We start from the raw sequence: 13,303 nt of genomic DNA on the forward strand, positions 1-13,303 counted from the left end.
ATTTACAACAGGTTAGTAATCCTGGCCCTGCTGATCCGACCAGCCCCCTGCATTCATCAGCCCCAACTGCTGTAGTTTTAACCAGCCGGTGTAAGCCTCGGACCGCTCCGTCCACATATCCGGCTGCGCGATGATCCCATCATAGTATGTCTGGAATTGGTCGGGATCATGAAAATGCTGGCGGCGCTGTTTCTCGATTTGCGACTTTTTGGCGATCTCGGGCAAAAACTTCGTGTGCAAAAGCACGCCCGACGGCGCGGCTCCGTTCGGCCCATCATAAAGCGCATTCAGGTGACGTGGTAACGCGGAATGGGTCGAGTTTACATAGGCATAGCGCCGGGACCACTTGATCAGAGGGATCTTGTTCAAAGTTGGTGAGCGCTGGCGTGTATTGGCGAAAAACACCCGCTCACGCGCGCCGCCCTGGACCCATAGGTTGCCCATCGGGGTCTGCCGCTGCGCGCGGTAGGGGCCGGAGTCGAACCAGTTCAGGACCTCGGTCGGATCACTTTCCGGGTTATGGGTTTGCGACCCGAGCGGGCCTTTCGGGTAGAGATCCAGCATCAAGGCACCGAACCCGGCCCGGCCTTGCCCCTCCAGCCAGCGGGTGAGGTCTTGCAACGGCTGGGTGTCGTGATGCGCGTAGATCAACAGCTCATCCGCGTCGACTGTCAGGCACCAATGGCCGTGACCGTACCGGATTTGCAGCGAGGTCAGCCAATCCAGCCCAAAGCGCGCGGCGCGGTAGCTGGCCTGAGTGTGCCAGAGCGATACGTCTGGTTGCTGCGCGAGATACTCGGTCGATCCGTCGTCGCTGCCATTGTCCACGACCAGAAAATGGTCGACGCCCAAGGCGCGGTAGTGCCGGAAGAACCACGGCAGACGGTCCAATTCGTTGCGCAGGGTGGTGAAGGCCAGAATACCTCCGCTCTGGATATCCGAGGTTCTGTTCTGCAAACAGGTCAACTGGTGGCGGCTGCGCCAGGATCTCCACAGCAGCCTGCGCCGTTTCCACCGCAGCCGGTATTTCTGGGCCGGGCTGATGCGAGGAAATTGGGCGCTGACGGGGGTCAACGGCGGCTCATTTCTCGTAGGCACCGGTTTGATGCCAACGCCACGCGTCGGTGATCATCGTCTCTAACGTTGAGCATTTTGGCCTCCAGCCCAGCTCACCCTCGGCGCGGATCGAGCCTGACACCAGCTTGGTACAATCGCCTGCGCGGCGGGGTCCGACGCTATAGGGAACAGCGCGGTTGGTTACGGTTTTGGACTGCTCGATAACCTCAAGGACCGAGAACCCCGAGCCGGTGCCCAGATTGAACACTCGGCTGTCCTTGCCCTGTTGCAGCCAGTTCAGGCCCAGAACATGCGCGTCGACCAGATCGCAGACATGCACATAGTCGCGGATGCAGGTGCCGTCGGGCGTATCATAGTCGGTGCCGAACACGGTCAAGCCATCCCGTTTGCCATCTATCGCATCCAGCATCAGTGGGATCAGATGGGTCTCAGGGCGGTGGAACTCTCCCACCTCGCCTTCGGGATCGGCACCGGCCACATTGAAATAGCGGAAGATCACATGGCGCAGGCCATGAGCGGCTTCAAAGTCCCGCAGGATATCCTCGATCGCGCGCTTTGAGGCTCCATAGGCGTTGATCGGGTGCTGGGGCGTGTCCTCATCCAGTACAACATTGTCCTGATCGCCATAGGTCGCGCAGGTCGATGAAAATACGAAATCCAGACAGCCTGCGGCCACTGCAGCTTCGATCAGAGTCAGCGAGCCAGTCACATTGTTCGACCAATAGCGCGCGGGCTCTTTCATGGCCTCGCCAACCTGGCTGAGCGCGGCGAAATGCATCACGGCCATAGGCTGATATTTGGCAAAAACCTCATCCAGCCGCGCGCGGTCAAGCAGGTCGCCCTGTTCAAAGGGGCCAAACTTGACCGCATCCTGCCAGCCGGTGACTAGGTTGTCGTAGGTCACCGGTACAAAGCCCGCTTGCGCCAACGCCTTGCAAGCGTGAGAGCCGATGTAGCCTGCGCCACCCGTGACAAGGATCGTTTTCATATCAGGTCCATTGGTCATATTTGGGCGCTTCTACGCCAGATTCGCAGGTTTGGTCAGGGGGAAAAGGGATCACTCCAGCCCCATATCCGCCATCATCGCTTCGATCTTGGGCACGTCCTGAGGGTTGTTCAGCTCCCAGAACTGGCGACCTTTGGCTTCGACCTCGACGCATAGAACCTTGCGGCCGTTTTCCATGAAGCGCAGCTGTTCCAGACCTTCCAACTGCTCTAGCGGGCCAGTGGGCCAGCTGGGATAGGCGGCCAATGCATCCGGGCGGTAGGCGTAGACACCTACATGGTGAAACACCGGGGTTGGATCTGTGCCCGCATAGCTGTCGGATGTGAAGGGCACCACCTCTTTCGAGAAATACATTGCACTGTTATCGCTGGCAAAAACGGCCGTCGTGCCGCCGACACGCCCGTGTTTGCGATCATTGAGCAGGCTGTTCAGCGCATCCCCGTCGCAGCGTAGAACGGGTGTGGCGACACCGGCCTCGGGCGCGGCGCGCAGGCCCGAGATCAGGTCTTCGACAAACCAATGCGGTGTCAGCGGCGCGTCGCCTTGCAGGTTTACGATGATCTCATAACTACCGCCCAAAACCTCATGCGCCTCGGCACAGCGTTCGGTGCCATTCTGGCAGGCTTCCGAGGTCATCACGACCTCGGCCCCGAACCCTTCGGCAGCCTCCCGGATGCGGTCGTCATCTGTGGCGACAACCACCTTATCTACACCTGACACAGACTTGGCCGCTCGCCACGAGCGTTCAATCAGTGTCATAGCTTGGCCCTTCGTGCCGGTCAGCGGCACCAAAGGCTTGCCCGGATAACGGGATGAAGCATAGCGGGCGGGAATGGCGATCAGAACGGACATCAGGCTTCCTTCAACTCAACACCCGGAGCGTAGGCGATGAAGAACGGGTTTGCATAGCCGTCCTTGCCATAGGTCAGGGGTGTGTGGTCGTCGAACCGGACCACTTGACCACCAGCCCCTGCCAGTACAGCGTGCCCGGCGGCGGTGTCCCACTCCATTGTGCGACCAACCCGTGGGTAGAGATCCGCCTCGCCCGTTGCGACCAGACAGAACTTGAGGGACGAGCCCGCGCTCTTGCTGTCCTGCACCTGATATTTGTTGATGTAATCCTCGGTCGCCTGATCCCGATGCGATTTGGAGGCGACGATCAAAAGGGCGGAATTGTCTGGGTTAGAGACTGAAATCGGCGTGATCTCCCCGGCGTGAGCCTTGTCCAATGCGCCGGTTTCCTCGACCGATTGCCCATCGGCTTGGGTGTAGAACATGCGACCGCGCGCAGGGGCATAGACGACGCCGCGCGTGGGGGTGCCGTTTTCGACCAGTGCGATATTGACGGTAAAATCTCCGCGCCGATTGATGAACTCCTTGGTGCCATCCAGCGGATCAACGATCAGGAATGTCTCGCCCTTCTCGGAATGCGAGGCGGCCTGTTCTTCGGTCACCAGCAGGATGTCGGGGAATGCGGCGTGCAGCCCTTCTGAGATCAACGCATCGGCGGCCTCATCAGCCTCGGTCACAGGGCTTTCGTCGGATTTGACCTTCACATCGAACGTATCCGAGTTGTAGATCTCCATGATCTTGTCACCGGCTTCCAGTGCCAGACGTCGGATGACGGGGATAAGGGCGTCGTAGGTCACAAAAAAGCTCCGATTTGATAGTTTGTTGATCGAATATGGTGACGGACTTATGATGTGCTGGTTACCGAACGGCAAGGTATTCGTGAAAGACTGAGGTCAACAGAGCAGGAAAGACCCGACACGTGTTCTATTTCAGGAATAACAAGACCCTGCTGGGTGGTGCCTTCACCACGGCCGAGCTGATCTTTCATGCGGTTGTGCGAGATATCCGGACCCAGCACTCGAACGCGGTGGTCGCGATTATCCGAAGTGTTGTTCAAGTCCTTGCGATGGTTCTCGTGTTCTACCTGATCATGTCATTTATGGGCACACGGGTGGCCAAGGTGCGAGGCGACATTGTTTTGTACCTCTTGTCGGGTGTGTTCCTGTTCATGTTGCACATCAAATCGGTAAAAAAGGTCGCGGGTGTCGGGGCGGGTAACAACCCAATGATGCTGCATTCACCTATGAATATGGTGATCACGATTTTGGCCACGGCTTTTGGGACGCTCTACACCATGATGGTGACGATGTTTGTCATCCTGTTCATCTACCATGCCGCGGTAAATCCATTGGTAATCGAACAGCCCGGGCCTGCCTTTGCTATGGTCCTTTTGTCATGGTTCACCGGATGTGCGGTGGGGTTGGTTTTGATGGCGCTGCGGCCTTGGTTTCCAATGACGGCAGGTATTCTGACCACGGTGTACCGACGGTTGCAAATGATCTTCTCTGGCAAGATGTTTCTGGCCAATGCACTGGGCGGATACATGTTGATGTTGTTCGCTTGGAACCCGCTTTTTCATTTGATTGACCAGTGTCGCGGTTATGTTTTCCGAAATTATTACCCGCGCAACACAAGCTGGGAATATGCGGTCTGGGTTGGCGTCGCGCTGCTAATGATCGGCCTGCTGGGCGTTTTCTTCACCAAGAAACATGTTTCACAAAGCTGGAGCGCGCGCCGCTAACGCGCAACGCGCAGGGTTAGGTTGATCCGCCCGCCTTTGGGCAGCAGTTTGGATGATTTGAACCGGATGCGGTCCACACCGTGATAAGTCAACCGCGCAGGGCCGCCCATGATCACCACATCGCCTGAGTTCAGCCAAAGGGATTCCGTCTTGCCTCCACGTGTTGTGTTGCCGATGCGGAAGAGCGCGTCATCGCCGAGCGAGACCGACAACACAGGCCACGAGAAATCGGCCTCATCTTTGTCCTGATGCAGGCCCATCTTCGCGTCTTCGCCATAGTAGTTGATCAGGCAGCAATCCGGTGCGCGCTCTGGGCCCACCAGATCTTGCCAGATCGCAAGGACAAGTTCGGGGATCTTGGGCCAGTTCATGCCCCCGGGATGCTGGTCCTGATAGCGGTAGCCCGCCTTGTCCGTCACCCAGCCCAAATCTCCGGCAGACGTCATGCGCACCGACATTTCTTTGCCCGATGGTGTCATGGGGCGGAACAGGGGTGCGGATTTCAGAATCGGGCGCAGCGCGTCTATCAACCGGTTCTGGGCGGCATTGTCCAGATAGCCCTTCCTGATCTCAATTCCCCGTAAAAGCAGCCGAGCCATGCCGGATTCCCCATTCCTTACCAAATCCTTGCCAAAAAAGGCAGCAGATTCCCGAAAACCTGCAATTCAGAATGCTTGCAGGCCTCTGGTCCGGCCCTTATATACGCCGGGACGCGCGATGGTGTAGTGCTGTCGCGCACATCAGATCGGGGACGGGATGCCATAACGGGTCCGGCCCTCGGGACATCGCCTTGAAGAGAAAGGGATTGAAAATATGGGAAAAGTAATCGGGATTGACCTCGGCACCACCAACTCGTGTGTTGCGATCATGGATGGCTCGCAGCCGAAGGTCATCGAAAACGCCGAAGGGGCGCGGACCACGCCCTCGATCGTCGCCTTCACTGAAGATGAGCGACTGGTCGGTCAGCCTGCAAAACGTCAGGCGGTCACCAACCCCGACAACACGATTTTTGGCGTCAAGCGTCTGATCGGTCGTCGTGTAGATGATGCCGAAGTCGAAAAAGACAAGAAAATGGTGCCCTATGCCATCGTAAATGGCGGCAACGGGGACGCATGGGTTGAAGCCCGCGGTGAAAAGTACTCCCCAAGCCAAATCTCGGCCTTCACTCTGGGCAAGATGAAGGAAACCGCAGAAAGCTACCTGGGTGAGGAAGTCACGCAGGCGGTTATCACCGTTCCAGCATACTTCAACGATGCACAGCGTCAGGCCACCAAAGACGCCGGTAAAATTGCCGGTCTGGAAGTTCTGCGCATCATCAACGAACCGACAGCGGCTGCTCTGGCCTATGGCCTGGATAAAGAAGAAACCCAAACCATCGCGGTCTATGACCTTGGTGGCGGTACCTTCGACGTGACCATTCTGGAAATCGACGACGGCCTGTTCGAAGTTAAGTCGACCAACGGTGACACCTTCCTGGGTGGTGAAGACTTTGACATGCGCATCGTCAACTACCTGGCGGACGAGTTCAAAAAGGAACACGGTGTCGACCTGAGCCAGGACAAAATGGCCCTGCAGCGTCTGAAAGAAGCCGCTGAAAAAGCCAAGATCGAGCTGTCCTCAACCTCGCAGACCGAAATCAACCAGCCGTTCATCTCGATGGGGTCGAACGGTCAGCCGCTGCACATGGTCATGAAACTGACCCGTGCCAAGCTGGAATCACTGGTTTCGGACCTGATCAAAAAGTCGATGAAGCCTTGCGCCGCCGCTCTGAAAGACGCCGGTCTGTCGGCTGCTGACGTGGACGAAGTTGTTCTGGTCGGTGGTATGACCCGGATGCCGAAAGTGATCGAAGAGGTCACCAAATTCTTCGGTAAAGAGCCCCACAAAGGCGTGAACCCGGACGAAGTGGTTGCCATGGGCGCGGCTATCCAAGCCGGTGTTCTGCAGGGTGATGTCAAAGACGTGGTTCTGCTGGACGTGACCCCGCTGTCGCTGGGTATTGAGACGCTGGGTGGCGTGTTTACCCGCCTGATCGACCGTAACACCACGATCCCGACCAAGAAGTCTCAGGTCTTCTCGACCGCCGAGGACAACCAGAACGCCGTAACCATCCGCGTGTTCCAGGGTGAGCGTGAAATGGCTGCGGACAACAAGATCCTGGGTCAGTTCAACCTCGAAGATATCCCGCCGGCGCCGCGCGGCATGCCTCAGATCGAGGTGACTTTTGACATCGACGCCAACGGCATTGTCTCGGTTTCGGCCAAGGACAAAGGCACCGGCAAAGAGCAGAAGATCACCATCCAGGCTTCGGGCGGTCTGTCCGATGAGGACATCGAAAAGATGGTCAAGGACGCCGAAGAGAACGCGGAAGCCGACAAGGAACGCCGCGAGCTGGTCGACGCCAAGAACCAGGCGGAAAGCCTCATCCATTCGACCGAGAAGTCGATGGAAGAGCACTCCGACAAGGTTGATCCGACCACCATCGAAGCCATTGAGCTGGCAATTGCCGCGCTGAAGGACGAGCTGGAAACCGAGAACGCCGACAAGATCAAGTCCGGCATCCAGAACGTCACCGAAGCCGCCATGAAGCTGGGCGAAGCCATCTACAAGGCGCAAGCCGAAGAGGGCGAGGAAGAGCCTGCAGCGGCAGATGCGGGTCCTGCGGATGATGACATTGTCGACGCCGAGTTCGAAGATCTGGACGACGATAAGCGTAAGTAACCGGTAACCGGGCCAATCTGGGCCGGTCCGCTTGCCGGGCCGGCCCAATTACGTTGAGGCAGAAGGGAAAACTGATGTCAAAACGCGACTACTATGATGTGCTTGGTGTAACCAAGGGCGCATCTGCGGATGAGATCAAAAAAGGTTTTCGCAAGAAAGCCAAGGAATTGCATCCCGACCGCAACAAGGACAACCCGGATGCCGAGGCGCAGTTCAAAGAAGCGAACGAAGCCTATGACGTGCTGCGCGATGCTGACAAAAAAGCAGCCTACGACCGTTTTGGTCATGCCGCTTTTGAAAACGGCATGGGCGGTGGTGGCCGTCCGGGCGGTGGCTTTGGTCAGGGTGACTTCTCCAGCGCGTTCTCGGATGTGTTCGACGATCTGTTTGGCGATTTCATGGGCGGCCAACGTGGTGGCGGCGGCGGACGTCGCGCGGCACGCGGATCTGACCTGCGCTACAACCTGCGTGTAACGCTGGAAGAGGCCTTCTCGGGCCTGCAGAAAACCATCAACGTTCCCGCTGCCGTGGCTTGTTCGGCCTGTGACGGATCGGGCGCTGAGGGTGGTGTTGAACCTACAACATGTCCGACTTGCTCTGGCATGGGTAAGGTTCGGGCTCAGCAGGGCTTTTTCACGGTTGAACGCACCTGCCCGACCTGTTCGGGCTTGGGGCAGATCATCAAAAACCCCTGTAAATCCTGCAATGGCGCGGGTCGTGTGGAAAAAGAACGCGCGCTGTCGGTCAATATCCCCGCCGGTGTTGAGACCGGTACACGCATCCGCCTGGCGGGTGAGGGTGAAGCCGGTATGCGCGGCGGCCCTCCGGGTGACCTCTATATCTTTGTTGAGGTCTCGGACCACAAACTGTTCGAACGCGACAGCGTGAACCTCTATTGCCGCGTGCCTGTCAGCATGGCCAAAGCCGCGCTGGGCGGGTCCATCGAGGTGCCGACCATTGATGGTGGGCGCGGACGGGTGCAGATCCCGGCGGGCAGCCAGTCGGGTCGCCAAATGCGCCTGCGCGGAAAGGGCATGCCTGCTTTGCGGGGTGGTGGCATCGGTGACATGTTCATCGAACTGGCTGTGGAAACTCCGGTCAACCTCACCTCTCGCCAGAAAGAACTTTTGCGTGAGTTTGATGATTTGGGTGAGGATAACCATCCAGAATCAAAAAGCTTTTTCTCATCCGTGAAGTCCTTCTGGGATGGGATGAAAAGCTAAGTTCAGGCCGCTCCAACTGGGGCGGCCTTTTTGAATCGAGACTCTGATCTCGCCGCCCCACGTATCTGTCGCCAGGTGGCTCGGTCTCGCAAACGATGTGATCCTTCATTCATCTGTCGCAAATAGCTTCAAAGCTTGCGGCAGATTCCCGCAAACTCCACCGCTCCTCTGGCCTTATTTTATTGAAGATATTGGCCATACGATACGCGGATTGAGGCTTGATTTTCCAGACTGGTCCTGAGATTGTCCGCATCAACCGTTGGGGTGCCCTTATCGAAGGGCTGAGAGGCGCAAGTGCTAACCCATCGAACCTGATCCGGGCAATTCCGGCGTAGGGAACGGTCTAAAGCAAACAGACGTTTTCCATGCCCGAGTTGCTCACAAAAGATGGAGCAACGACGTGGCACCTATTGCCTTGACCATAGCAGGATCCGACAGCGGCGGCGGCGCGGGTATTCAGGCCGATCTCAAGGCGATGTCGGCTTTGGGTGTTTTCGGGGCCAGCGTGATCACCGCCGTTACCGCTCAGAACACACAGGCGGTTACGGCCGTGCATGGCATTCCGCTAGAGGTGATCTCGGCCCAGATCGAGGCAGTCCTAAGCGATCTGGATGTACGCGCCATCAAAATTGGGATGCTGGCGACGCCAGAGATCATTGAAACTGTGGCGCAGGGGGTTTCCGGGTTTCGAGGGCCAATCGTTCTGGACCCCGTGATGATTGCGAAATCCGGTGACGCCCTTCTGGCCGATGAGGCGGTTCAGACCCTGCGCGATGTCTTGCTGCCTCGTGCGACGGTTCTTACGCCAAACCTGCCCGAGGCGGCATGTTTGCTGGATCAATGTGATGCCGACACGCCTGAGGTGATGGTTGAACAGGGCAAAGCTTTATGCGCGTTGGGTGCACAAGCGGTATTGATGAAGGGCGGTCATGGCAAGGGGGATGTCTGCCACGATCTGCTGATTGACGAAACCGGGGTGATTGCCGAATTACAGGCCCCACGAAAAGCCACCCGAAACACCCACGGAACTGGTTGCACGCTGTCCTCATCCATCGCTGCCGGATTGGCCAAGGATCTGACGCTTGTAGATGCTGTGGCGCGGGCGCATGAGTATCTGCAGGGTGCCATTGCGCGGGCTGATGAGCTGAAGATCGGTGCGGGCCACGGGCCTGTCCATCACTTCCACCGGGTTTGGCCTGCGTGACTCTCTGGTCTGTCATAGGCGCCGGTGTAGCCGGTTTGGCCGTCGCGTCCGAGCTGGTCTCGCGCGGGGCAAAGGTACAGGTTTTTGATCCCGGCGGCCCTCCGGGCCCGCATGGATGTTCCTGGTGGGCGGGCGGTATGCTGGCCCCGTGGTGCGAGTATGAAAACTCGGAGGAACCTGTCCTCAGGCTCGGTCAATCTGCCATTGACTGGTGGGCGTCCCGAACACCTGTGCAACGATGCGGTACTCTGGTCGTGGCCAATGCGCGGGACATTCCGGATTTGCGTAGATTTGCCCGTCGGACGAATTCTTATTCCGAAGTAGATCGGGCAAAAATCGCCAATTTAGAGCCTGATTTGCATGGATTCGGAAAGGGACTGTTCTTCGATCAAGAAGCGCATCTTGACCCCCGTCAGGCGTTGCTCGACCTGCACCGAGGACTCAAAGACAAGGGCGTTGAATTCCACCGCAAACTCGCACCTGCACAGCTGGAGAACGCCATCGATTGTCGAGGTCTGCACGCACGGGAATATCTGCATGATCTGCGCGGCGTAAAGGGTGAGATGCTGGTGGTGCGATGCCCTGATGTGATGCTGACACGCCCCGTGCGCCTGTTGCACCCGCGGATGCCGCTCTACATCGTCCCACGTGGCGGGGGCATTTACATGCTGGGCGCGACCATGATCGAAAGCGAAGACAGCAGCCGGATTACCGCGCGCTCAATGCTGGAACTGCTCAGCGCGGCCTACGCTTTGAACCCGGCCTTTGGTGAGGCTGAGGTGCTGGAAATCGGCGTCGATCTGCGCCCTGCCTTTCCTGACAACCTGCCGCGCATCCGGCGTTTGGGCCGGACGATCTATGCCAATGGTCTTTATCGCCATGGCTACCTGTTGGCCCCAGCGCTGGCGCAGGGCGTGGCCGATCTGGCGCTTGAGAACAAACATTCGGAGATGGTCGATGAAGATCGTGCTTAATGGCGACCCCAAGGAGGTAAAGGCCTCCACCTTGGCAGAGCTGCTAGATGAATGCGGTTTCTCGGGCCGTGTCGCAACGGCGGTGAACGAGGAATTCGTGCCCTCCAGCCTGCGCATTGCCCATGCCCTGTCCGAAGGTGACCGGGTCGAAATCCTGTCGCCGATGCAAGGAGGGTGAGGATGAAAAGCTTTTACGGCGTCGATCTGCCCAACCCGCTGATGCTGGGCACCGCGCAATATCCCAGCCCTGCTATCCTAGAACAGGCGTTTCGCGACAGCGGCGCGGGTGTGGCGACTGTCTCTCTGCGGCGGGAATCGGGGGCCGGGCAGACTTTTTGGCAGATGATCCGTGATCTGGGCGTGCTGGTGCTGCCCAACACCGCCGGCTGTCATACGGTCAAGGAGGCGGTGACCACCGCGCATATGGCCCGCGAAGTGTTTGAAACCAAGTGGATTAAGCTAGAGCTGATCGGCCATACCGACAGTCTGCAGCCGGACGTCTTCCAACTGGTCGAGGCCACGCGCATCCTGACCGAGGACGGGTTCGAGGTCTTCCCTTACACCACCGACGACCTAATCGTGGGTGAACGGCTGCTTGAGGCCGGGTGCGAGGTCCTGATGCCCTGGGGTGCGCCAATCGGTTCGGGCCGGGGGTTGAACAATGAATACGCCCTGCGCGCAATGCGGGCCGAGTTTCCGGATGTGCCGCTGGTGATTGATGCCGGGATCGGCCTGCCCAGCCATGCGGCTCACGCGATGGAGCTGGGATATGACGCCGTATTGCTGAACACTGCCGTCGCCCGCGCCGGTGATCCGGCGTTGATGGCAAAGGCCATGATGCGCGCGGTTGAGGCCGGGCAGCTGGCCCATCGGGCCGACCCGATCGAGGCCCGCGACATGGCCGAACCCTCAACCCCCGTCGTTGGAAAGGCGTTCCTGTCATGAGCTTGGACCGTTTTTACCCGATCTTTGACCACTCGGACTGGCTGCGGCGGATGATGCCCTTGGGTGTAAAGCTGGTCCAGCTGCGCATGAAGGATCAGCCGGACGATGTTGTCCGGGCCGAGATCGCGACCTCTCGCGAACTGTGCAATCAGCATGGCGCGGTTCTGGTGGTGAACGATTTTTGGCAGGCTGCGATAGATGCTGGCTGCGACTGGATCCATCTGGGGCAGGAAGATTTGGATGATGCCGACCTCAAGGCGATCCGAAAAGCGGGCCTAAAGCTGGGCGTTTCCACCCATGACGATGATGAGCTAGAGCGCGTTCTGGCCATGGACCCCGACTACGTCGCGCTGGGACCGGTCTATCCGACGATCCTGAAAAAGATGAAGTGGGAGCAGCAGGGCCTGCCGCGAGTCACCGAGTGGAAAGCCCGTGTGGGCGATATTCCTCTTGTCGGGATTGGCGGTATGAGCGTCGAACGCGCGCACGGCGTGCTTGAGGCAGGGGCCGACATTGTCTCGGTCGTTACGGACATCACCCTGAATGCCGACCCCGAGGCGCGGGTGCGCCAGTGGGTCGAGGCCACCAGATGAGCCGCTACGCTCGACAGATGATCCTGCCTGAGGTGGGGGCCGAAAGGCAGGCGCGCCTGTCCAAGGCGCGGGTTTTGGTTGTCGGGGCGGGTGGATTGGCGGCTCCGGTCCTACCTTTGTTGGCTGGGGCGGGCGTTGGGCATCTGACGATCCTCGATGCGGATGACGTGGCCCTGTCGAACTTGCATCGGCAGACGCTGTTTACTGAGGCAGATTGCGGACGCCCAAAAGCCGAAGTTGCAGCCGATCGCAGTCGTTCTTTGAATTCTGATATCGACGTCGTGGCATATGAACGGGCTCTAACAAACGAGAATGCGGCTGGTTTTGTTTCACAGGCCGACGTGATTCTCGACTGTGCGGACAGCTATGCCGCTAGCTACACGCTGTCGGATATCTGCCTGACCTTGGGAAAACCTTTGGTCAGTGCCTCGGTGTTGGGCCTGTCTGGCTATGTTGGTGCGTTCTGCGGCGGTGCGCCTTCACTGCGGGCCGTGTTCCCCGACGCACCAACCAGCGGGGCGAGCTGTGCCACGGCAGGCGTGCTGGGGCCGGTTGTGGCGATGATCGGCGCGATACAGGCGCAGATGGCATTGGCCCTGATCCTCGGCCTCGACCCATCGCCCCTGGGCCAGATGGTGCAGGTGGATGCCCGGACCTTCCGAAGCTCTAGCTTCCGTTTTGACGCAGCGCCCGAGCCTGAACAATCCTTCACCTTCGTTGCCGCCTCGCAGCTGTCCTCAGAAGATGTGATTGTTGAACTTCGGAGTGAAGACGAAGCCCCTCAGCCGATCCATCCATTGGCACGACGCCTAAGCGTGGAACACCTTAAATCAGAGCCTAACAAAGCAAAAAGGCTGGCTTTGTGCTGTGCAACCGGCCTGCGCGCCTGGCGTGCGGCTGAACAGATTGAACCGGACTGGCCGGGCGAGATTGTCCTCGTCGCGGCCTCAACCTCGTGAGTGAAAAG

Annotated in this window: 14 protein-coding genes and 1 riboswitch; of the genes, 9 read left to right on the plus strand and 5 right to left on the minus strand. The window is 58.7% G+C overall.

The genetic code is table 11. From position 1 onward, the window contains the following. Positions 1-12 precede the first annotated feature (12 nt). The 4 genes from ACRZ95_RS18460 to cysQ all read right to left on the minus strand — a co-directional run bounded on the left by ACRZ95_RS18460 (position 13) and on the right by cysQ (position 3,732). The gene (locus tag ACRZ95_RS18460; RefSeq protein ID WP_170680712.1) at positions 13-1,074 is read right to left on the minus strand and encodes a glycosyltransferase family 2 protein; all 1,062 of its coding nucleotides are present in this window, start codon (positions 1,072-1,074) and stop codon (positions 13-15) included. A 7-nt stretch (positions 1,075-1,081) separates the two neighbouring features. Continuing rightward, positions 1,082-2,065, minus strand: coding sequence for a UDP-glucose 4-epimerase GalE (galE, locus tag ACRZ95_RS18465; protein WP_170680841.1), 984 nt, complete (start codon positions 2,063-2,065; stop codon positions 1,082-1,084). Between the two features lie 69 nt (positions 2,066-2,134). Next, a complete protein-coding gene (locus ACRZ95_RS18470) occupies positions 2,135-2,935 on the minus strand; it encodes a 3-deoxy-manno-octulosonate cytidylyltransferase family protein (RefSeq protein ID WP_170680714.1) in 801 nt (266 codons plus the stop codon). Further along, entirely contained in the window at positions 2,935-3,732 is a 798-nt protein-coding gene (gene cysQ / locus ACRZ95_RS18475) for a 3'(2'),5'-bisphosphate nucleotidase CysQ (protein WP_170680717.1), read from the minus strand. The genes ACRZ95_RS18470 and cysQ overlap by 1 nt, the downstream gene beginning before the upstream one ends. A 122-nt stretch (positions 3,733-3,854) precedes the next feature. On the opposite strand from cysQ, the gene ACRZ95_RS18480 reads away from it, so the two are divergent. Then, positions 3,855-4,676 (plus strand): ABC-2 transporter permease, encoded by an 822-nt coding sequence (locus ACRZ95_RS18480; RefSeq protein WP_170680720.1) that lies wholly within the window; start codon positions 3,855-3,857, stop codon positions 4,674-4,676. On the opposite strand, the gene ACRZ95_RS18485 is transcribed toward ACRZ95_RS18480, so the two are convergent. Then, positions 4,673-5,275, minus strand: coding sequence for an alpha-ketoglutarate-dependent dioxygenase AlkB (locus ACRZ95_RS18485; protein ID WP_170680723.1), 603 nt, complete (start codon positions 5,273-5,275; stop codon positions 4,673-4,675). The two genes, ACRZ95_RS18480 and ACRZ95_RS18485, sit on opposite strands and share 4 nt — an antisense overlap. Positions 5,276-5,489: 214 nt before the next feature. On the opposite strand from ACRZ95_RS18485, the gene dnaK reads away from it, so the two are divergent. From dnaK to ACRZ95_RS18525, 8 genes are all read left to right on the plus strand, one after another. Beyond that, positions 5,490-7,397, plus strand: coding sequence for a molecular chaperone DnaK (dnaK, locus tag ACRZ95_RS18490; RefSeq protein ID WP_170380243.1), 1,908 nt, complete (start codon positions 5,490-5,492; stop codon positions 7,395-7,397). Positions 7,398-7,471: 74 nt separating this feature from the next. Then, positions 7,472-8,620, plus strand: a complete 1,149-nt coding sequence (gene dnaJ / locus ACRZ95_RS18495) for a molecular chaperone DnaJ (protein WP_170380244.1) — start codon at positions 7,472-7,474, stop codon at positions 8,618-8,620. Between the two features lie 250 nt (positions 8,621-8,870). Next, positions 8,871-8,975, plus strand: a riboswitch (TPP riboswitch). Between the two features lie 45 nt (positions 8,976-9,020). Next, positions 9,021-9,824: a bifunctional hydroxymethylpyrimidine kinase/phosphomethylpyrimidine kinase gene (thiD, locus tag ACRZ95_RS18500; protein ID WP_170680726.1), complete on the plus strand. Its 804-nt coding sequence runs from the start codon at positions 9,021-9,023 to the stop codon at positions 9,822-9,824. Further along, positions 9,821-10,798: an FAD-dependent oxidoreductase gene (locus ACRZ95_RS18505; protein WP_170680729.1), complete on the plus strand. Its 978-nt coding sequence runs from the start codon at positions 9,821-9,823 to the stop codon at positions 10,796-10,798. The genes thiD and ACRZ95_RS18505 overlap by 4 nt, the downstream gene beginning before the upstream one ends. Further along, on the plus strand, positions 10,782-10,976 hold the full coding sequence (gene thiS / locus ACRZ95_RS18510) for a sulfur carrier protein ThiS (protein WP_170660915.1): 195 nt from the start codon (positions 10,782-10,784) through the stop codon (positions 10,974-10,976). The genes ACRZ95_RS18505 and thiS overlap by 17 nt, the downstream gene beginning before the upstream one ends. A gap of 2 nt (positions 10,977-10,978) precedes the next feature. Continuing rightward, complete coding sequence (locus tag ACRZ95_RS18515; protein ID WP_170680732.1) at positions 10,979-11,743, plus strand: thiazole synthase; 765 nt, start codon at positions 10,979-10,981, stop codon at positions 11,741-11,743. Next, positions 11,740-12,336, plus strand: a complete 597-nt coding sequence (locus ACRZ95_RS18520) for a thiamine phosphate synthase (protein WP_170680734.1) — start codon at positions 11,740-11,742, stop codon at positions 12,334-12,336. The genes ACRZ95_RS18515 and ACRZ95_RS18520 overlap by 4 nt, the downstream gene beginning before the upstream one ends. Continuing rightward, positions 12,333-13,295: a HesA/MoeB/ThiF family protein gene (locus ACRZ95_RS18525; RefSeq protein WP_170680737.1), complete on the plus strand. Its 963-nt coding sequence runs from the start codon at positions 12,333-12,335 to the stop codon at positions 13,293-13,295. Before ACRZ95_RS18520 ends, ACRZ95_RS18525 begins: the two co-directional genes overlap by 4 nt. The last annotated feature ends 8 nt before the right edge of the window (positions 13,296-13,303 follow it).

It is taken from the genome of Ruegeria sp. AI3, from assembly GCF_056541245.1.